Source organism: Marinobacter sp. LV10R520-4 (assembly GCF_002563815.1).
Lineage (GTDB): Bacteria > Pseudomonadota > Gammaproteobacteria > Pseudomonadales > Oleiphilaceae > Marinobacter.
In genome coordinates this window covers 759,661-780,430 of the sequence record NZ_PDJM01000001.1, presented here as the reverse complement: position 1 = coordinate 780,430, position 20,770 = coordinate 759,661, and the positions used below count along the sequence as shown (strand labels likewise).

Here is a 20,770-nt window from a genome sequence, read left to right as displayed (position 1 = left end):
TCCGCTTGGAGTCAGCAACACGTTTTGGACACTCTTTAATCGCAGCTATTTATAAAGATCGTATTTTATTCGGGTGCCAACAACACAGTTGACTGCAACACAGTCACGGCTTCGTCGCTTCCTCCTTGACCTCTTGAGGTGGTCAGGTAGCGCTCAAAACAGGGTCCTGGCTCAATCGGACAAACGTCGGCAAGGTACGCAAGGTGGTAGGCGGGTTGAGCGCTGACGTTTGATCCTGCGTTCCCGACGCCAGAGGGGACAGGGTCGGCGCCATCCCATGCCCAAGGGCCGCCCATCAGCCCCTCGTTGTAGGCAGTTTGATGTGTTGTCAGCGTCGTCATAAGGTTATCTTCACCTTGCCTCAAAGCAGCTTCTGACGCCTGAAATGAAATCGCGCCATCGTGCGCGTTGCTGGCCATTCGCTCTTGCAGAATGGAACCCTGCATGCTCCCAGCTGCAAGCAGCGATATTAATAGCAGCATGACAAGAGCGACAATAAGTGTGGCTCCGTGTTGCTGTCTGGATAAGGGCGCAAGTTGGGTCAACCGCACCGGCTTTTTGATGATCTTCATTCAATCCCCCCCCTGAGCGCTGTTGTGCTCACGGACACCAGACGAACCCGTCGGTCGCCGTTATTGGCCTGAGTGACTTCGCTGCCAAGCATGTCGAAGCTGCGGCTATTTTCTTCATCGAGAACGTCGCTGGGGCTCCTTGTCATGACAGAAAAGCGGACGCTTACGACGGTATCCCAGTCAGCTACTTCGTCAGCCGGTATGTAGTCGTCTGCAGCGTTGGACCCACCGGTATCGACACCGTACAGAATCTGAAGTGTTTCGACTCCGGACACAAGTTCTTGCGGATTCTGAAGTGGGGTCATCAGTCGGCGGAAAAGTGCAGGTTCCTCGTTGGTGCCCTCGCCAATGTAATAGGCCATCGTTGTAAACTCATAAATCCTGGTCTGCACGTCATAGCCGAGCCCCAGTGTATTGGGGATGGTGGTGGTGATGGTCGAAAGGCTCGCCGCATCACTTTTCTGAAAAAGCTCACCCTCCGAGCAATCACCACGCGTTGCCAACACGTTGCGGCCTGCACTCACGCCGGAGGCGCCCGACAGGTTTATGACACTGTCGCCTGGATTTGTGACGGCACTGACCTCTACGCCGAGAGGCGTTAAGGCGTTTACAATGACTACATCGGAATTAATGACTACGGAGCCTGCCAGTGCGGTCGGGAGATCGGTGCCCGCGGTCCCAGAATCCCAGTTCCCCGCAGTTGGTGTGGATAAGGTTCCTGCCAGTGTAATAGAGTCACCGGGGCCCGTGCCGGTGTATTCCCAGCCCTGTAATGCCCGGGTCAGGGGCACAATTAAACGGCCGCTTAGCCGGTTATCCACAATTTGGTCAAACGGCCTGCCCATTTGCGCAAGGCATCCGAAACTTCCGGCAGACCTGAGTTCGGGAGTCAGCATCGCGGAAACAAAACGCGTGCTTTCCTGGGCGTATGCGAGTCCCTCTGTCTGGCGATAGGTAACGCTGCTGCTGAGATAAATCTGGGTTACACCAAGAGTAAGCAGCAAGCCCAGAGCCATTGCAATCAGCAGCTCTACCAGTGACAAACCTGACTGGAAAAGAACCTGGCGAACCCCGTGAAGACGATGAAACATTGGCTTTTGCATAGTCAGATCTCTGTTCTCACGACGATGGAGTTCATGGCCTGATCTTTCTGATTCCAGTCAATGGTGATCGTAACGGTGTTACCGGCTACCTCAATGGCGCGCTGCGCTGCCGGAAGCAGGCAGGCCAGATTGTTCTCCCAGGCCTCAATGTCATTTCCGGCGACTGTTGCGTTAGCAGGCACAAACGATGTGTCGCATGCTCCGTTGTCAGCGCCTACGGCGACGCCCGCGGCCAGGGCATAGTCCGCGGGATTGCGGGAATTGGCTCGCACCCTGTCCAGCATGTCCTCTGCAAGCAACACCGCCTGGCTCCGGCTCTGCGACTGAGACGTCATCTGCAAAGAGACGACCTGGGTTGAGGCAACACCGAGTATGCCAATACCCAGAACCAGAACAGCCACCAGAATTTCGATCAGTCCGAGACCAGATTGCTGTTTGAGATTGAGTTGCTGGCGATTTCGCCGTTCAGTTTTCACAAGAATGGGTTGTGTCATTTGCTGTCTCCGTCTACGACGTCAGTTCGCCCAGCCGGGCTTATGCGAATTATCGGGCTTTGGCTATTCCGTCAGTTTGTCGGTAAGGATGTCGGGCAGGTGAGAGTGACTCCCCACGGAAGCCTGATAGTGCCATCGCCGTCTTCATCATGCAGTCGCCGCAAACGGCCGCCAATGCTAAGCGCAAGGTAACTCATGTCGACTGAACCGCCGCCGGAAGGTGAGCAAGCGACCAGGCTGCCCATTGTGCCATGGCTCATACCGTCTGGAGATAGCTGAAAATAGCCTCTTCCGGCCGTTCGTGAATACAACTCTGAGTGATCTTTTGCAAGATCAAAAACCCGGTGGATTCTGGCACCGTCCGGGCGTTTGTCGTTGTTTGTGTCAGGGAATACGGATACCGGGTTGTTCCAGTTATCCGTACAGATCTGTGAGCCAGACAATGGACAGATCGTGGTAAGCTTTTTTTGATTGATGGCGAAGGAGCGAGCCAGCGCGAACATTCTGTACGTATCGTTAACAACATCGGTGTGGCGGGTTGATGCAATAAGAGAGATCCACGAGTTGCTCGCAAATGCTGTCAGAATGCCAACAATCGCAAGTGTTACCACAAGTTCTATAAGGGTGAAACCCTGGGACATTTTTGGGGAATGCATAGTTCAACATCCATGTTGATAGGTATAATTTTCAGCTTTTTTCACATCCTGTGAATAGAGCAATTCTGAGCTTAACCGCAAACTGTTTCATTCGCACACGTTAGGATCGCATTTTGCGATGGTGATCACTCCAGCCCCAGTTTCTTCAATTTATACCGCAACGCCCGAAAGCTGATCCCCAGCTTTTTCGCCGCCGCCGTCTTATTCCAACGCGTGGCTTCGAGCGCCTGCTCAATAGCTTTGCGCTCTATGTTCTCGAGATATCCCTCTAGGCCCAGGCCTTGCTCCGATAGTTCAATATCCGCCGTTGCCATTATCTCAGCTGTCGGTGCCAGCAAAGGCGAATCCATGCTGCTACAAGAGCTGCGAAGCTGAAGGTCGCCGCTGTCAATAACGTCTCCGTCGCAAAGTGTAAACGCCCGCTCCAGAATGTTTTCCAGCTCACGCACATTACCCGGGAAATGGTAGCCCTTTAAATAATCGACGGCTGCATCCGTGAGGGCGATGGGTGTACATTCGTATTCACGGGCGATGCGCAGCAGGATGTGCCTGGCAAGCAGCGCTATGTCGCCGCTGCGTTCGCGCAGAGGCGGCACGCGGATTTCAATCACGTTGATGCGATAGAACAGGTCCTGACGGAACAGGCCATCTTGTACCAGCGCCGAAAGGTCTTTATGGGTTGCGCTAAGCACACGGATATCGACCGGCACTTCGTGGCTGTCACCGACCGGGCGTACGGCTTTTTCCTGAATGGCCCGCAGAAGTTTTACCTGCATGGGCAGTGGTAGATCAGCGATTTCATCCAGAAACAGGGTGCCGCCGTTGGCGCTTTGAAACAGGCCTGCCTTGTTATCGACAGCACCGGTGAAGCTGCCTTTTTTGTGGCCAAAAAACTCGCTTTCCATCAATTCAGACGGAATGGCGCCACAGTTCACGGCGATGAACGGCCCTTCACATCGGGGGCCTTGCTGGTGAATGGTGCGTGCGACCAGCTCCTTTCCGCTGCCGGATTCGCCTTGAATAAAGACCGGCGCCTGGCTGCGGGCCAGCTTGCGGGCCTGATTGCGTAAGGTTTGAACCTGGGCGGAATTACCCAGCAGCAAACCCGGGTCGCTATTGTCTTCTGGCGCAGGCTCTGGGTTCTGGGCCAGTTTCAGGGCGGTGTTGACCAGCTCCCGCAGCCGCGGTAATTCAACGGGCTTTGACACAAAATCAAAAGCACCTGCCTTCAGGGACTCAATGGCGATGTCCATACTGCCGTAGGCGGTTATAACGGCGACCGGCGTATTGGGCGAATGCTGTTGAATCCATTGCACCAGCTCGATGCCTTTGCCATCTGGCAGGTTCATGTCGGTCAGGCACATATTTGGCGTGTGCTTTTGCATGCCCGCGATGCCCCCTGCCAGAGTGCCCGCGGTGACCGTGTTCAGGCCCATGCGGCTGAGGGTTATCTCTAGCAGGTCACGGATGTCGGGTTCGTCGTCTACGATCAGCGCGGTGAGTTTGGTCATAGTACCCTTCAGATTATACGCCCGGGATGGGCAAACATAATGCGAAAGCAGCAACCTGACTGTTCGGCGTCAATCAGCGACAGGTGAGCCTGATTCGCCTCACACAATTCTTTTGCCAGATAAAGGCCCAGTCCGGTGCCACTTTTGTCGGTTGTAAAAAACGGTTCGAATACAGACGACGTGTTCTCTTTGGTAATTCCCGGGCCGTAATCCTTGATGTCAATGTAGGCGCGGGCGCCGTCGACGGCGATTCCGGCAAGTATTTCTATTTTAGCCTCGCCAGAGTGCAATTGGCTGTAGCGTAAGCCATTGTCGCATAAGTTGATCAGAATTTGTTCCAACTGGCTGGTGTCGAAACGTGCTGTGGGGTGAGCGCCAGGCTGAACGCTAAGGCGGATAAGCACGGGTTTATGTTGACTGTGGGTTTGCAGAAAATCGTCACGAAACTGTTCTAACCAGGGCTGCAGATCAATCGGCTCGGCGGCTGAGGTTTCACGGCGGGACACACCCAGCACATTCTCTATAATGGCGTTCACACGCTTTGAGTGGCGATGAACAACCGCCAGCATTTTTTGGTCGGACGTATCCATATTCGGCGACTCGTCCAAAAGCTGTGCGGCGTGGCTGATGGCCCCCAACGGGTTGCGAATTTCATGGGCGATGCTGGCCGTTAACTGGCCCAGTGAGGCGAGCTTCATTTGTTGCGCCTGCTGGGTTACGCGGCTGATGTCTTCCAGAAACACCAACACCAGCTCGCCGCTGTTTTGGTCCAGGTGCGCAAACGTGGCTTGTATGGGGGGCGACGTGCTTGCGGGCTGAAAGGGTGCGATGCTTTGTTGCGGATGCAGCAGCCAGCTTTTGAATCCGGCTAGCAGGTTTGCGGGCAGAAGGTGTGCGCCAGTTGTTTGCCCGGCCCCTGCTCGCTGCGCAGAAACTGTATACCCCGCCAGCATTTCGCTGGCAGCGGCGTTCATCAGGCGAACCTGGCCTTCACGGTCTAACACCAGTATACCGGTGCGCATGCGCTGAATGATTTGCTGATTGATCTGCTCCAGCTCGGCAAGACTTTGGGCACGACTGTTGGCAAGAGTTTCGCTGCGGCGCAGGCGGATGGCGATGTATTGCAAAGCGGCGGCGGTCACAAAATAAACAATACCCAATGACCCGGCCCGCACCATGTCATCGGCGCTTTTGCCCTGTTCCAGCATCGCCCAAAGTGCAATGGCCAGTGAACTGAGAGTGGCTAAAGCAGCGTAAAATGTACCCATGCGCCCCGGCGTCATGATGTTGCCGGCGGCGACTGATACGATCACCAGGTTTGCCATGCCATTGGTGATGCCGGAACTGCTGACCAGCAGGCCATGAATAATCAGTATATCCAGCAAAATGGAGACGCTGATGTGGCGCTCACTGGGCTGGAAACCGGCAATCATTAACACCGCTATAAACGCGTTTACGGCCAGATAAGCGATGACGCCCGCCTGAAAGTAGTCCAGTTGGCGGAAGCGACCGTCAAAACTGGTGGTATCCACCAGCAGTAGCCCGATAAGCAATATGCCCAGCACCACGCGATAATAGTTATACACCCGAAACAGTTCGCCGCGCTGGCGTGTGCTCAGCAAGTCGCCAGCGCTGGCTGCGAGCGCCGTCGTTGCGGAAAGCGTGGAAGACGCTGTCATAAATAGTGCCATATACACGGTGGAGCCAGCTTTTAGCTGCCGGTAGTAGTGGTGGTGTCGACGCTTACGCCCACTAAGGGCGCGGCCGCAGACTTGGCGCGGCTGCGCGTTTATAATAGCCCTTTTTCAGGCATCAGTAACAGGAGCCGACATATGTCGCTAACAGCGGATCAGCCCCGATCCCTACAAACACCGGGCCCTTTGCGCTTGGTGATGGTTCAACAGGATTTTTTGGTCGGTGACATACCCGGCAACGCCCAGCGGATTATTGCGGCGGTAAGGCAGGCCGATGACCAGCACCAGGCCGACATTGTGGTATTCCCCGAGTTGGCGCTGACCGGCTATCCGCCGGAGGATTTGCTGCTGCGGCCAAGCCTGGACACTCGCGTACAGGCGGCAATCGATGAGATCTGCGGGGCAGGGTTGGCAGCGGTTGTGGTGTTTGGTGCGCCGGTGCGTGAAAACGGTAAACTCTATAATGCTGCGCTGGTGATGGAAAACGGCAAGATTAGCCATCGTTATTTCAAACAGTGCCCGCCCAACTATCAGGTTTTTGATGAAAAACGCTATTTCGCCAGTGGGCTTGAGCCATTGGTGGTCAGTTTGCGGGGCGTTGATGTCGGCATTACGGTGTGTGAAGACTTATGGGCAGAAGGTCCGGTTGAAAAGGCGGCAGCGGCCGGCGCAAAACTGGTACTGAATCTGAATGCGTCGCCGTATTCCCAGGGCAAACAACTGCGGCGCAAAGCATTGGTTCAGCGTAAGGCCAAAGCCGCTGGCGTGGCCATTGTGTACGCCAACCTGGTTGGCGCGCAGGACGAATTGGTGTTTGATGGCGGCTCGCTGGTGGCCGACGGCAAAGGCCAGATTGCCGCAGAAGCGCCGCAGTTTGAACAGGGCCTGTTCGTTGTAGACTTTGAGTGTGAAGAAACCTGCCAGCCTGTTACTCAACCATTACCACAGCCGCTGTCCGCAAGCACGGAAGTTTATCAAGCGTTGGTGATGGGTGTGCGGGATTATGTGGGGAAAAATGGCTTTAAATCTGTGGTGCTGGGTTTGTCAGGAGGCATCGATTCAGCGCTGACGCTGGCCATAGCGGTAGACGCGTTGGGCAAGGAGCAGGTGCGGGCGGTGATGATGCCGTTTCGCTACACCGCGGATATCAGCCTGCAAGACGCAGAGGCCCAGGCCAGCACTATGGGCGTGCACTACGATGTGTTCTCAATCGAGCCCATGTACGATGCTTTTATGGCAACCCTGGCCGAACCCTTCACCGGCACCACGGTGGACACCACCGAGGAGAATCTTCAGGCTCGCCTGCGAGGTGTTTTGCTGATGTCGCTGTCGAACAAATTCGGCTCTTTGGTGCTGACGACGGGCAACAAAAGCGAGATGGCGGTGGGTTACTCGACGCTTTATGGCGATATGGCCGGTGGCTTTGATGTGCTCAAAGATGTGGCCAAAACCCAGGTGTTCGAGTTGTCGCGTTATCGCAATACGCTGGCGCCGGTGATTCCTGAACGGGTGATTACGCGGCCGCCGTCGGCTGAGCTGGCGCCAGATCAGAAAGATGAAGACAACCTGCCGGGTTATGACGTTCTGGATGCCATTCTGCAACGCTATGTCGAACAGGACGAAAGCGCCGAGGTGATTATTGCCGCAGGCTTTGACCGCACAGACGTAGAACGGGTGATTCGTCTGGTGGATATCAATGAATACAAACGCCGGCAGGCGCCAATCGGCGTGCGGATTTCAGAGCGGGGTTTCGGTAAAGACCGCCGTTATCCCATTACTAACGCTTGGAAAAGCGGCGTATAAAAAACGGGGCCGTTACTGGCCCCGATTTCGCGGCTTGCGGACAACGACATTATTCGTCGCCCATCAAACCAAAGGTGATCACGTTGGCAAGGGAGCGGTTCTGCTTGCGCAGAATATCGGGCTCAAATTCCCCGATCTGGTTAAACGCTTCGCTGTCCGGGAAGTTTGTGCGCAGCAGCGCAACGGCGTCCTGGCTGCCTTTTTTTATGTCCATAAAGCGAAATGTTTCCGCCAGAATAATGATGGCTTCTTCCACCACCGGTGAGCTGGGGTAATTCTCCACCACATAGCGGGCGCGGTTATTGGCTGCAATGTAGGCTTCCCGCGTGATGTAATAGCGAGCCGCGTGAAGCTCCAGCTCGGCCATGCGGTTGCGCACGGCAATCATCCGCTGGCGGGCATCGGCGGCGTACAGGCTGTCGGGATAGCGGTTGAGCAACTCGGAAAAGTCGCGGAACGCCTGCAACTGTTCGCCTGGGGCACGGGCGTTGGCCTCTATCGGGAAGTAGCGCGCGGCCAGTCCAATGTCCAGGTTGTAAGAGGCCAGGCCACGCATGAATAGGGCGTAGTCGCCGTGTTCGCTTTGCGGATTCAGTCGCAGAAAGCGATCCGCCGCGGCGCGGGCGCCTTCCAGATCAAGGTTCTGGTAGCGTGCAAAAATAAGGTCAAGCTGGGCTTGCTCGGCGTAACGGCCAAACGGATAGTAAGTTTCCAAAGCATCGAGATTGGTTTCCGCTTCGTTGAAATTGCCCGAATTCATGGCGCTGCGGGCGTTCTCGTAATAGGTTTGCTCGGGTAATACCTGCTCTTGCTTATTTGAGGCGCAGGCGCTGAGTAGCACAACCACTACGGACACTACCCATAAACGGACAACTGATCTCATGCCGGAATCCCGTATAATGTCGAAAAGTTCAAAGAGCCGCCATTGTAACGGGGAAGGCACTGGATGTGCAGTAGAAGCACAACAGAAGCCCGGCTGTTTGTCATAATATAAGCCAAACGTAACACAACCAGGCCCTGGGGGCTTAATGTCAGCTGAAAACCGAATTATCGCCAGTTTTGTAATACCACCCAAACTGAGCGACAAGCGCCTGGACCAGGCCGCCGCAGAGCTAATGCCCGAGCACTCGCGCTCGCGCCTTCAATCCTGGGTAAAAAGCGGCGCCCTGACTGTTAATGGCGGCCAGTGCAGACCCCGCGATAAAGTGATGCTGGGTGACAAGATCGAGTTAGACGCCGAACTGGAAGCGCAGGTGACCTGGCAGGCAGAATCCATCACCCTGGATATTGTTTATGAAGACGAGCACATACTGATCATCAACAAGCCAGCCGGTTTGGTGGTGCACCCGGCGGCTGGCCATGCCGACGGTACCCTGGTGAACGCGATACTGAATATAGCGCCGGAAGTAGAAAACCTGCCGCGAGCCGGCATTGTGCACCGTCTGGATAAAGACACCTCCGGCGTTATGGTGGTGGCGCGCAGCCTGATTGCCCACACCTCGCTGGTAAACCAGCTGCAAACCCGCACCATGGGCCGTGAATACGAAGCCGTTGTAGTAGGCACTCTGACCGGCGGCGCCACCGTGGACGCTCCAATCGGTCGCCACCCCACCGAACGTAAAAGAATGGCGGTGGTGAAGTCCGGCAAGCCGGCCGTTACCCACTACCGCGTGATTGAGCGCTTTGCGGCCCACACTCACGTGCGCTGCAAACTGGAAAGCGGACGTACCCACCAGATTCGTGTGCACCTGACCCACGTAAAACACCCGCTGGTGGGCGATCCTGTTTACGGCGGGCGCCTGCGGTTGCCCAAAGGCACCACCGAAGAATTGCGCGAAGTGCTGTCTGGCTTCCACCGCCAGGCCTTGCACGCACGCCAGCTGACCCTGGAACACCCGCAAACCGGCGAAACCATGAGTTGGGATGTGCCCCTGCCAGAGGATTTTCAGTTGCTGCTGGCCGCGCTGCGCAAGCACGTAAAAGATATGGATAGCGATGAGTCCTGATCTGCCGTTAATTGCGTCTGTCTGGCCAGCTCCGGCCAGCGTGCAGGCGTTCAGCAGCACCCGCCAGGGCGGCGTTAGCGCGGCGCCTTGGGGTCAACTGAATGTGGGCGGTCACGTTAACGACAACCCTCAGAGCGTAGCCGCCAACCGCCAACGATTGGCGGATCATCTTGGTTTGTCGGCGCAACGTTTCGCCTGGTTAAACCAGGTGCACGGAACCGTTGTTGTCGAAGTAACAGCCCAAAACCTAAGCCAACTTCCGCCCGCCGACGCCAGCTACACCCGCGAACCCGGCGTGGTGTGCGCCATTCTCACCGCAGACTGCTTGCCGGTCATACTCTGCAACCGCCAGGGAACGATAGTCGGCGCAGCCCACGCCGGCTGGCGCAGCCTGTGCGGTGGCGTTTTAGAAAACCTTATAACAGCAATGGCCGAACCCGCCGAAAACCTGATGGCCTGGCTCGGCCCTGCCATCGGCCCCGACCAGTTCGAAGTAGGGCCAGAAGTACGCCAGGCGTTTATCAACCATAGCCCGCAAGCGGCCAGCGCGTTTACAAGCGAGGGCGCCCGTCCCGGCCACTACATGGCCGATATTTACCAATTGGCAACACAGCGCCTGCAACAAGCCAGCGTTAGCTCAATAAATGGCGGCGGCCTATGTACCGCCAGCGATCCCCAGCGTTTCTTCTCTTATCGCCGCGACGGCCAAACCGGTCGCATGGCCACGCTGGTGGTTCTGCAGTAAAAATCGGCAGCCCTTACTGACGCCCGTCAATTTTCTGACACTCCAATCGGTTACTAACTTGAAGTCTGCCTGTTTGCCCCTACATTAAGTAACAAAGCAGATTCAATAGGCCGACACCGGCCCATTGCACACAGAACCGGAGAGCCACCCATGAGAATCGACAAACTGACCAGCCGCCTGCAAAGCGCTCTGGCCGATGCCCAATCCCTAGCTGTTGGCAAAGACCACAATTTCATAGAACCGTTGCACCTGATGCAGGCTCTCTTAGACCAGAATGCCAGTTCCATCAAACCGCTGCTGAAACAGGCTGGCGGCGAGCCCACCCGCATCCGCCAAGCGGTCATTAAAGAAATCGAGAGCCTGCCCGAAGTAAAAGGCAGCGCCGGCGACGTCGCCATGTCCAACGACATGGGCCGCCTGTTCAACATTGCCGACAAACTCGCGCAAAAGCGAAAAGACCAGTTTGTCTCTAGCGAGCTGATGTTGCTGGCGGCGCTGGAAGATCGCGGTAGCCTGGGGCGGGTGCTGCGTGAACACGGCGTGGACAAGGTCGCGCTGGAAAAAGCCATCGAAAACGCCCGCGGTGGCGAATCCGTAGACGAAGCCGGCGCCGAAGAAAATCGCCAGGCACTGGATAAATACACCATCGACCTGACCGAAATGGCCGAGTCTGGCAAGCTTGACCCGGTGATTGGCCGCGACGACGAAATCCGCCGCACCATTCAGGTGCTGCAGCGCCGTCGCAAGAACAATCCGGTATTGATTGGTGATCCTGGCGTGGGTAAGACCGCTATTGTGGAAGGCTTGGCCCAGCGTATTGTAAATGGCGAAGTGCCCGAAGGCCTTAAAAACAAGCGCGTATTGTCACTGGATATGGGCTCGCTGATTGCCGGCGCCAAATTCCGCGGTGAGTTCGAGGAGCGCCTCAAAGCCGTATTGAAAGAACTGTCAAAACAGGAAGGCCAGATTATCCTGTTTATTGACGAAATCCATACCATGGTGGGTGCCGGCAAAGCCGAAGGCTCGATGGACGCCGGTAACATGCTGAAGCCAGCATTGGCCCGCGGTGAGCTCCACTGCGTGGGTGCGACCACACTGGACGAATACCGGGAACACATTGAAAAAGATGGAGCCCTTGAGCGCCGGTTCCAGAAAGTGCTGGTAGACGAACCTAGCGAAGAAGACACCGTTGCTATATTGCGCGGCCTGAAAGAGCGCTATGAAGTGCACCACGGTGTTGAAATAACCGACAGTGCCATTATCGCCGCCGCCAAACTGTCGAGCCGTTACATTGCCGACCGTAAGCTGCCGGACAAAGCCATTGACCTGGTGGATGAGGCCGGAAGTCAGATTCGGATGGAAATGGACTCCAAACCCGAGCCGCTGGATCGCCTGGAACGTCGACTTATTCAGCTAAAAATCGAGCGCGAGGCGCTGAAAAAAGAGACCGACCCAGCATCGAAGAAACGCCTGGAAGAACTCTCCAGCGTGATTGACGGCGTGGAACGCGAATACGCCGATCTTGAAGAAGTCTGGAACACTGAAAAGGCCGCCTTGCACGGATCCCAGAAAATCAAAAGCGAACTTGAGCAAGCGCGGACCGAACTGGAAAGTGCCCGGCGCGCCGGTGATCTTGGTCGAATGTCTGAATTGCAGTACGGCCGCATTCCGGAGCTTGAGCGCCAGCTGGATATGGCAAGCCAGGCCGAGATGATGGAAATGACTCTGCTGCGCAACCGGGTTACTGAAGAAGAAATTGCTGAAATTGTGTCCAAGTGGACCGGCATTCCGGTGTCGAAAATGCTCGAGGGCGAGCGCGACAAATTGATGCGGATGGAAGAGGTCCTGCACAAGCGGGTAATCGGACAAAACGAGGCGGTGGAAGCGGTGGCTAACGCTGTGCGCCGTTCCCGCGCCGGGCTGTCGGACCCCAATCGTCCCAACGGCTCCTTCTTATTCCTCGGCCCCACCGGTGTGGGCAAAACCGAATTGTGTAAGGCATTGGCATCCTTCCTGTTTGATACCGACGACGCCATGGTACGCATTGATATGTCGGAGTTTATGGAGAAACACTCCGTAGCGCGGCTGATCGGTGCGCCCCCGGGTTATGTGGGTTACGAAGAGGGTGGTTACCTGACCGAAGCCGTACGCCGGCGACCTTATTCGGTGCTGTTGCTGGACGAAGTAGAAAAAGCACACCCGGACGTGTTCAACATTCTGCTGCAGGTTCTTGACGATGGCCGCCTGACTGACGGCCAGGGCCGCACCGTGGATTTCCGCAACACGGTGATAGTGATGACGTCTAACCTGGGCTCTGGAATCATCCAGCAATACGCTGGCGAAGAAAACTACGACGCCATGAAAGCCCTGGTGATGGACGAAGTTGGCACCCACTTCCGCCCCGAGTTTATAAATCGGGTAGACGAAGTGGTGGTGTTTCACCCGCTGGCAGCAAACCAGATCCGCGGCATCGCCAAAGTGCAGATAGAGCTTCTCGGCAAGCGCTTGCAGCAGCAGGACATTGGCCTGGAATTGGACGAAAGCGCGATGGAGTTGCTTGCCAATGTCGGCTACGACCCGGTTTATGGCGCAAGGCCGCTCAAACGGGCGATTCAGCGGATGATCGAAAACCCCTTGGCGCAACAGTTGCTGCAAGGCAGCTTTGGCCCGGGGGATACCATTCACGCCCGTGTTGAAGAGGGCGCACTGGTGTTTAGCAAAGCCTGACAGACTCCGGAACCTGCCCGCCACGGGTGGGTTCAGGGTGTTTTTTCAGCGCCGCAGTTTTGTTCAACGATTTCCTCGTACTTCTGTTTTTGCAGTGAGATCTCGTCTGGAGTGAGGAATCGTTGCTCGCCATCTTCGCTGACTCGGATGCGGGCGTTGTTGCTGATTATTTCAAGATTCTGTCGTGCCGCGTCGCAGTTGGTTTGCCGTAGCGCCTGACGGGTAGCCGCAGCGTCGGCTACCCGTGATTCTTCGCTGGCGGCTTGTTGTCGCTGTTCCAGCTCATTCACCTGCTGCTGTGCCGATGGGGTAGTGTTCACAAAACTGGACTGGCCAGACCTTACACTAATCTGTTCGGCTTGCGTGCCGGTGGGCTGGCGATCGCCAAAGTGGGTAACGCCGTCTGCATCGGTACACTTGTATACCGCCGCTGAATTCACCATGGCCGGCGCCATTGCCAATATCAGAGCCATTTTTTTCAGTTGTATCTTCATCGATTATGGTCCGCTGTTGTTAACCTGTCGCAGGAAACGGGTGAATGGCCAATTATGCTGTAGTCATCGCGTATTAGGACAATCATGCCAGCTCATTTGGTTTTTTTCTTTTGCCTGGTTCAAATAAGTAACAGTCTATTTAGCCAAAGCGGCTATTGACAGGGAGTTTCCCGCTGTCAGAATTACTGATTGCCTGAAGGCGGGAGGGGATGTAGCCGGCAATCCCGTTCATATTCCCCCCGTTTATTACCGCGCCCAACACACCGCCCATCGTTGCGGTTATGGTTGTTGCTTACGTGCAATCTGTTGACTGGCTGTTCTCCGCAACCCTCAGGAGGGCGGCTGGCCGGCAGACAACCTTTGTTGGCTGGGGCGTGATGGAGTATCGGTTCAGCTTTCACAAGAGGCCACACAACCGTATATCCAAGTAGCCGGGGTGGTACCCCGATTTTACTCATTTGCAGAAGAGGGTCGAAAACGTGGAGTTATTGTCTGGCGCCGATATGCTCATCCGTTCGTTACAGGATGAAGGCATAGAGAACATTTATGGCTATCCGGGTGGAGCAGCCCTTCATATATACGATGCTCTGTTCAGGCAGGATGCCGTCAAGCACATTCTGGTCAGACACGAACAGGCGGCCGTGCACATGGCTGATGGCTATGCCCGTGCTACCGGCAAAGCGGGCACAGTGCTGGTTACCTCGGGACCCGGTGCGACCAACACCATCACCGGTATCGCGACTGCCTTTATGGACTCCATTCCGATGGTGGTTCTTTGTGGGCAGGTAGCGTCAACGCTGATTGGCGAAGATGCCTTCCAGGAAACCGACATGATCGGTGTTTCCCGCCCGGTGGTGAAGCACAACCTCAGCGTGCGCCACCCGTCCGAGATTCCGGAAATTATTCGCAAGGCCTACTACATTGCGACAACCGGTCGACCTGGCCCGGTGGTTGTGGACATTCCAAAGGACATGACCGCACCGAATGATCGCTATGAGTACGTGTTTCCGAAAAAAACCAAATTGCGGTCTTACAACCCCGCCATTCGTGGCCACGCCGGTCAGATCAAAAAAGCAGTGGACATGCTGTTGGCGGCGAAGCGACCGATTGTTTACGCCGGCGGTGGTGTCATTCTGGGCAAGGCTTCTGGCCAGTTGACTGAAATGGTGCGCGGCCTGGGTTACCCCATCACCAATACGCTGATGGGCATAGGTTGTTATCCGGCCAGCGACAAACAGCACATTGGCTGGTTGGGCATGCACGGCACTTACGAAGCCAACATGGTTATGCACAACGCGGACCTGATTCTGGCTATCGGTGCGCGCTTTGACGACCGCGTTACCAACGCGACCGAGAAGTTCTGCCCCGGCGCCCGCATCATTCACATTGATATTGACCCTGCGTCGATTTCCAAAACCATTACTGCCGATGTGCCCATTGTTGGGCCTGTGGATGCGGTGCTGAAAGAAATGCAGTCGCTGATCAAGGAAAGCAAAGTCAGGCCCGACGCCGATGCGCTGGCAGCCTGGTGGAAGCAGATCGACGAATGGCGCGCTTTTCACGGTATGCGTTATGAAACAAGCGATGACGTTATCAAGCCGCAGGAAGTGGTGGAAATGCTGTACCGCCTGACCAATGGCGATGCCTATGTGACCACCGATGTGGGCCAGCACCAGATGTTTGCTGCTCAGTACTACAAATTTGACAAGCCTAACCGTTGGATCAGCTCCGGTGGACTGGGCACCATGGGCTTTGGCTTGCCGGCAGCGATGGGCATAAAACTGAACTTTCCGGATGAAGAAGTGCTCTGCGTCACTGGCGAAGGCAGTATCCAGATGAACATCCAGGAACTGTCGACCTGCAAGCAGTACGACTTGCCGGTGAAAATCATCAACCTGAATAACCAGGCTCTGGGTATGGTCAAGCAGTGGCAGGATATGAATTATGGGGCCCGTCACTCGCATTCTTACATGGACTCCTTGCCGGACTTCGTCAAACTCGCAGAGGCCTATGGCCACGAGGGTATGAAGATTACGCGCAAGGAAGACCTGGAGCCCATGCTCAAAAAAGCACTGGCCATGAAAGACAAACTGGTGTTCGTGGACATATACGTCGACCCTTCTGAGCACGTTTACCCGATGCATGTGGCCCGTGGCTCGATGAAAGATATGTGGCTCAGCAAAACGGAGAAGGTGTAATCATGCGTCGAATCATTTCTGTTTTGTTGGAAAACGAGCCGGGTGCACTGTCGCGGGTAGTGGGCCTGTTTTCACAGCGCAATTACAACATTGAAACCCTGACGGTTGCGCCCACCGAAGACCCGACCATGTCGCGTTTGACAGTAACCACCACCGGTTCTGAGCGGGTGATTGAGCAGATCACCAAGCAGCTGAACAAGCTGATTGAAGTGATCAAGCTGGTTGACCTCACCGAGGGGGCCCACATCGAGCGTGAACTCATGCTGGTGAAGCTGAAAGCAACGGGCTCCCAGCGCGCCGAAATCAAACGCACCGTAGACATCTTCCGTGGCCAGATTGTTGACGTCACCAGTTCGGTGTACACCGTGCAGCTGGCGGGCGACAGCGCCAAGTTGGATGGCTTTATTCAGGCCATTGGTGCAACCGGTGTTCTGGAAGTAGTGCGTAGCGGCGTGTCCGGTATAGCTCGCGGTGAAAAAGTGCTCAGCCTTTAAGGCTGTCGGTTTTCAAAGGTATTGAGTTTAAAAAATTCATAACGTAAAACGCAGGCCCTTAGGGTCGCTCAAATAATAGAGGTTAGTTATGCAGGTTTATTACGATAAGGATTGCGATCTTTCGATCATTCAGGGCAAAAAAGTAGCCATTATCGGTTTTGGTTCCCAGGGGCACGCCCATGCCTGCAACTTGAAAGATTCCGGTGTAGACGTAACGGTTGGTTTGCGCGCCGGCTCATCTTCTATTGCCAAAGCAGAAGCCTATGGCCTGAAAACCGCTGATGTGCCCTCAGCCGTTGCAGCTGCTGACGTAGTAATGATCCTGACTCCCGACGAGTTCCAGTCCCAGCTGTACCGTGACGAAGTTGAGCCAAGCCTGAAGCAGGGCGCTACTTTGGCCTTCGCCCACGGTTTCGCTATTCACTACAACCAGGTCGTTCCGCGTAAAGACTTGGACGTCATCATGATCGCTCCTAAGGCGCCGGGTCACACCGTGCGCACCGAGTTCGTCAAAGGCGGTGGTATTCCCGACTTGATCGCTATTTTCCAGGACGCATCCGGTAACGCCAAAAACCTTGCGCTGTCTTACGCCAGCGGTGTGGGCGGCGGCCGTACCGGCATTATCGAAACCACGTTTAAAGACGAAACTGAAACCGATTTGTTCGGTGAGCAGGCGGTTCTGTGTGGTGGTGCGGTTGAGCTGGTAAAAGCAGGCTTCGAAACGCTGACCGAAGCGGGTTATGCGCCTGAAATGGCCTACTTCGAGTGTCTGCACGAGCTCAAGCTGATTGTCGACTTGATGTACGAGGGCGGCATTGCCAACATGAACTACTCCATCTCTAACAACGCCGAGTACGGCGAGTACGTCACAGGCCCGGAAATCATCAACGCGGAATCCCGTGCGGCCATGCGCAACGCTCTTAAGCGTATTCAGAGCGGCGAATATGCCAAAATGTTCATTTCTGAAGGTGCGTTGAACTACCCGTCTATGACTGCTGCGCGTCGCATCAATGCTGCTCATCCTATTGAGCAGACTGGTGAAAAGCTGCGCGGCATGATGCCGTGGATCTCTGCCAACAAGATTGTAGATAAAGACAAAAACTAAAAGTCCGGGCTTTCGGTTTTGTAAGACGCGGCCCGTGTGGCCGCGTTTTTCGTATATACTGCGCCCAAATACTTTCCGGAGTAATTGGAATGACTGACGAAAAGAAACCTGCCGAATCCAATCCGGCCAACAAGCCGAAGATGTCTGCCTCTACTACCGGCCAGAGTGCGGAAGACGTTCACGAGCTTCCGCCGGGCGAGGTTATTGAAGAAGAATTGGTTGAAGGTGCGCCTGTTCGCCACAAGGGTATTTTCCTGCTGCCTAATGCGCTTACCACAGCCTCTTTATTTTCCGGCTTCTACGCGATTGTCTCTGCTGCCAATGGTATTTTCGACAATGCCGCGATTGCTATCTTCGTGTCTATGATTTTGGATGGGCTAGACGGGCGCGTTGCGCGCATGACCAATACCCAAAGTAAGTTTGGCGAAGAATACGATTCCCTGGCGGATATGGTCGCCTTTGGTGTGGCGCCGGGGCTGGTGGCGTTTTTCTGGTCGCTTAATGGCCTGGGCAAGCTGGGTTGGGCGGTAACCTTTATATATGTAGCCGGAACGGCTCTGAGGCTGGCTCGATTCAACACTCAGATCGGGTCGGTCGACAAGAAGTACTTTGTGGGTTTGCCAAGCCCTGCGGCTGCAGCTGCTGTGGCAGGAATGGTCTGGTGTTTCCATGCGTTCGAGCCATCGGCCTGGCTAACGGCTCTGACGCTATTCGTGGTCGCCGGTGCTGGCGTGTTGATGGTCAGTAATGTGCTCTACCAGAGCTTTAAGGATCTGGACATGCGGGGCAGAGTGCCATTCGCGGCGATTCTGCTGGTGGTGCTGGTGTTTGTGGTAATTGCGCTAGACCCTGCCACCGTATTGTTCAGTGCTTTCCTGGTATATGCGCTAACCGGGCCAGTACGAGCGCTGTTCCGCAAAAAACCTCGCCGCCCGGCCTGATATCGGGTGTAAGTAAGGAGCGGGTAGGGTATAAAGAAGGGGCTTCGGCCCCTTTTTCCGTTGTAAATAGGGGCGTAGGTGGAGTGAAGTAAGGGCAAACCGAGATACGGGACATCTTTTTCAAATTCCCCGTTGACCTGTCCCGAGAAGTCTGTAGAATGCGCATCTCGCTTGAGGGACAGCCCGGATCAGAGGGGTAGGAGTTAAGCGGAAACTGTTTGGTAAGACGTTGAAAAGTTTAGGAAATGTGATTTAAACTTTGAACGCGAAAACGGTTGACACGGTTCGGATACGCTGTAGAATGCGCTTCTCGAACCAAGCAGTACCGGCCGGTTAGGTTGGGGGGTTTGGAAGGAAATGCTTCTGAAGCTTCTCGAAATAAACGGTTGACAGGGCAGCGAAACGATGTATAATTCGCCTCCTGATTGAGCCACGGCTCAAACGCTCTTTAAAAAATTAACCAAGTAATTCGTGTGGGCGCTGACTGGAGTATTTCGGTAAGAAATACCAAGTCAACGACTCGTCAAGAATTGAGTTTTTGTCTTGAGCAGATTTAAGATCTTCGGATCTTGTATGATTTAAACTGAAGAGTTTGATCATGGCTCAGATTGAACGCTGGCGGCAGGCTTAACACATGCAAGTCGAGCGGAAACGATGGTAGCTTGCTACCAGGCGTCGAGCGGCGGACGGGTGAGTAATGCTTAGGAATCTGCCTAGTAGTGGGGGATAGCCCGGGGAAACTCGGATTAATACCGCATACGCCCTACGGGGGAAAGCAGGGGATCCGCTCTTCGGAGAGGACCTTGCGCTATTAGATGAGCCTAAGTCGGATTAGCTTGTTGGTGGGGTAATGGCCTACCAAGGCAACGATCCGTAGCTGGTCTGAGAGGATGATCAGCCACATCGGGACTGAGACACGGCCCGAACTCCTACGGGAGGCAGCAGTGGGGAATATTGGACAATGGGCGCAAGCCTGATCCAGCCATGCCGCGTGTGTGAAGAAGGCTTTCGGGTTGTAAAGCACTTTCAGCGAGGAGGAAGGCCTTAAGACTAATACTCTTGAGGATTGACGTCACTCGCAGAAGAAGCACCGGCTAACTCCGTGCCAGCAGCCGCGGTAATACGGAGGGTGCAAGCGTTAATCGGAATTACTGGGCGTAAAGCGCGCGTAGGTGGTTATGTAAGCGAGATGTGAAAGCCCCGGGCTCAACCTGGGAACGGCACTTCGAACTGCATGGCTAGAGTGTGGTAGAGGGTAGTGGAATTTCCTGTGTAGCGGTGAAATGCGTAGATATAGGAAGGAACACCAGTGGCGAAGGCGGCTACCTGGACCAACACTGACACTGAGGTGCGAAAGCGTGGGGAGCAAACAGGATTAGATACCCTGGTAGTCCACGCCGTAAACGATGTCAACTAGCCGTTGGGGATCTTGAATCCTTAGTGGCGCAGCTAACGCACTAAGTTGACCGCCTGGGGAGTACGGCCGCAAGGTTAAAACTCAAATGAATTGACGGGGGCCCGCACAAGCGGTGGAGCATGTGGTTTAATTCGACGCAACGCGAAGAACCTTACCTGGCCTTGACATGCAGAGAACTTTCCAGAGATGGATCGGTGCCTTCGGGAACTCTGACACAGGTGCTGCATGGCCGTCGTCAGCTCGTGTCGTGAGATGTTGGGTTAAGTCCCGTAACGAGCGCAACCCCTATCCCTAGTTGCTAGCAGGTAATGCTGAGAACTCTAGGGAGACTGCCGGTGACAAACCGGAGGAAGGTGGGGATGACGTCAGGTCATCATGGCCCTTACGGCCAGGGCTACACACGTGCTACAATGGCGCGCACAGAGGGCTGCAAACCCGCGAGGGGGAGCCAATCTCACAAAACGCGTCGTAGTCCGGATCGGAGTCTGCAACTCGACTCCGTGAAGTCGGAATCGCTAGTAATCGTGAATCAGAATGTCACGGTGAATACGTTCCCGGGCCTTGTACACACCGCCCGTCACACCATGGGAGTGGATTGCACCAGAAGTAGTTAGTCTAACCTTCGGGAGGACGATTACCACGGTGTGGTTCATGACTGGGGTGAAGTCGTAACAAGGTAGCCCTAGGGGAACCTGGGGCTGGATCACCTCCTTAAACGATGCCGAACGCTTCGGTCAGAGTCCACACGAATTACTTGGTTGATTGATTAAAGAGAGCAAAGGGTCTTAGGCCCGTATCGGCTGTACCAGA

General features: G+C 55.2%; 16 protein-coding genes and 1 rRNA gene. 9 read left to right on the top strand and 8 right to left on the bottom strand.

The window, feature by feature from the left end; all coding sequences use genetic code 11:
- Positions 1-65: 65 nt before the first annotated feature.
- From ATG98_RS03710 to ATG98_RS03685, 6 genes are all read right to left on the bottom strand, one after another.
- Positions 66-572: a pilus assembly PilX family protein gene (locus tag ATG98_RS03710; RefSeq protein WP_098422172.1), complete on the bottom strand. Its 507-nt coding sequence runs from the start codon at positions 570-572 to the stop codon at positions 66-68.
- Positions 569-1,675 carry a PilW family protein gene (locus tag ATG98_RS03705; RefSeq protein ID WP_098422171.1) on the bottom strand — a complete coding sequence of 369 codons (1,107 nt, stop codon included), beginning with the start codon at positions 1,673-1,675 and terminating at the stop codon, positions 569-571. Before ATG98_RS03705 ends, ATG98_RS03710 begins: the two co-directional genes overlap by 4 nt.
- 2 nt (positions 1,676-1,677) lie before the next feature.
- Positions 1,678-2,169 carry a type IV pilus modification protein PilV gene (pilV, locus tag ATG98_RS03700; RefSeq protein ID WP_098422170.1) on the bottom strand — a complete coding sequence of 164 codons (492 nt, stop codon included), beginning with the start codon at positions 2,167-2,169 and terminating at the stop codon, positions 1,678-1,680.
- A gap of 71 nt (positions 2,170-2,240) precedes the next feature.
- Positions 2,241-2,825 carry a GspH/FimT family pseudopilin gene (locus ATG98_RS03695; RefSeq protein WP_098424362.1) on the bottom strand — a complete coding sequence of 195 codons (585 nt, stop codon included), beginning with the start codon at positions 2,823-2,825 and terminating at the stop codon, positions 2,241-2,243.
- 125 nt (positions 2,826-2,950) lie between these two features.
- A complete protein-coding gene (locus ATG98_RS03690) occupies positions 2,951-4,336 on the bottom strand; it encodes a sigma-54-dependent transcriptional regulator (RefSeq protein ID WP_098422169.1) in 1,386 nt (461 codons plus the stop codon).
- Positions 4,337-4,344: 8 nt separating this feature from the next.
- The gene (locus ATG98_RS03685) at positions 4,345-6,015 is read right to left on the bottom strand and encodes a sensor histidine kinase (RefSeq protein ID WP_098419547.1); all 1,671 of its coding nucleotides are present in this window, start codon (positions 6,013-6,015) and stop codon (positions 4,345-4,347) included.
- Between the two features lie 153 nt (positions 6,016-6,168).
- Between ATG98_RS03685 and ATG98_RS03680 the strand changes: the two genes are divergently transcribed.
- Positions 6,169-7,833 carry an NAD+ synthase gene (locus ATG98_RS03680; protein WP_098422168.1) on the top strand — a complete coding sequence of 555 codons (1,665 nt, stop codon included), beginning with the start codon at positions 6,169-6,171 and terminating at the stop codon, positions 7,831-7,833.
- 49 nt (positions 7,834-7,882) lie between these two features.
- On the opposite strand, the gene ATG98_RS03675 is transcribed toward ATG98_RS03680, so the two are convergent.
- Positions 7,883-8,716, bottom strand: a complete 834-nt coding sequence (locus ATG98_RS03675; protein WP_098422167.1) for an outer membrane protein assembly factor BamD — start codon at positions 8,714-8,716, stop codon at positions 7,883-7,885.
- 145 nt (positions 8,717-8,861) lie between these two features.
- Between ATG98_RS03675 and rluD the strand changes: the two genes are divergently transcribed.
- The 3 genes from rluD to clpB all read left to right on the top strand — a co-directional run bounded on the left by rluD (position 8,862) and on the right by clpB (position 13,311).
- Complete coding sequence (gene rluD / locus ATG98_RS03670) at positions 8,862-9,839, top strand: 23S rRNA pseudouridine(1911/1915/1917) synthase RluD (RefSeq protein WP_098422166.1); 978 nt, start codon at positions 8,862-8,864, stop codon at positions 9,837-9,839.
- Positions 9,829-10,584, top strand: coding sequence for a peptidoglycan editing factor PgeF (pgeF, locus tag ATG98_RS03665; protein WP_098422165.1), 756 nt, complete (start codon positions 9,829-9,831; stop codon positions 10,582-10,584). The genes rluD and pgeF overlap by 11 nt, the downstream gene beginning before the upstream one ends.
- 150 nt (positions 10,585-10,734) lie before the next feature.
- Entirely contained in the window at positions 10,735-13,311 is a 2,577-nt protein-coding gene (gene clpB / locus ATG98_RS03660) for an ATP-dependent chaperone ClpB (RefSeq protein ID WP_098422164.1), read from the top strand.
- A 32-nt stretch (positions 13,312-13,343) separates the two neighbouring features.
- Here the strand turns inward: clpB and ATG98_RS03655 are convergent, their stop codons facing one another.
- Positions 13,344-13,805 (bottom strand): DUF4124 domain-containing protein, encoded by a 462-nt coding sequence (locus ATG98_RS03655; protein ID WP_098422163.1) that lies wholly within the window; start codon positions 13,803-13,805, stop codon positions 13,344-13,346.
- A 479-nt stretch (positions 13,806-14,284) separates the two neighbouring features.
- Between ATG98_RS03655 and ATG98_RS03650 the strand changes: the two genes are divergently transcribed.
- The 5 genes from ATG98_RS03650 (at position 14,285) to ATG98_RS03630 (ending at position 20,674) form a co-directional block, all read left to right on the top strand.
- Positions 14,285-16,003: an acetolactate synthase 3 large subunit gene (locus tag ATG98_RS03650; protein ID WP_098419541.1), complete on the top strand. Its 1,719-nt coding sequence runs from the start codon at positions 14,285-14,287 to the stop codon at positions 16,001-16,003.
- Between the two features lie 2 nt (positions 16,004-16,005).
- Complete coding sequence (ilvN, locus tag ATG98_RS03645; protein WP_007350353.1) at positions 16,006-16,497, top strand: acetolactate synthase small subunit; 492 nt, start codon at positions 16,006-16,008, stop codon at positions 16,495-16,497.
- 88 nt (positions 16,498-16,585) lie between these two features.
- Entirely contained in the window at positions 16,586-17,602 is a 1,017-nt protein-coding gene (gene ilvC / locus ATG98_RS03640) for a ketol-acid reductoisomerase (RefSeq protein ID WP_098419540.1), read from the top strand.
- 140 nt (positions 17,603-17,742) lie between these two features.
- Positions 17,743-18,543, top strand: a complete 801-nt coding sequence (pssA, locus tag ATG98_RS03635; protein ID WP_228706242.1) for a CDP-diacylglycerol--serine O-phosphatidyltransferase — start codon at positions 17,743-17,745, stop codon at positions 18,541-18,543.
- A gap of 580 nt (positions 18,544-19,123) precedes the next feature.
- Positions 19,124-20,674 (top strand): 16S ribosomal RNA (locus tag ATG98_RS03630).
- The last annotated feature ends 96 nt before the right edge of the window (positions 20,675-20,770 follow it).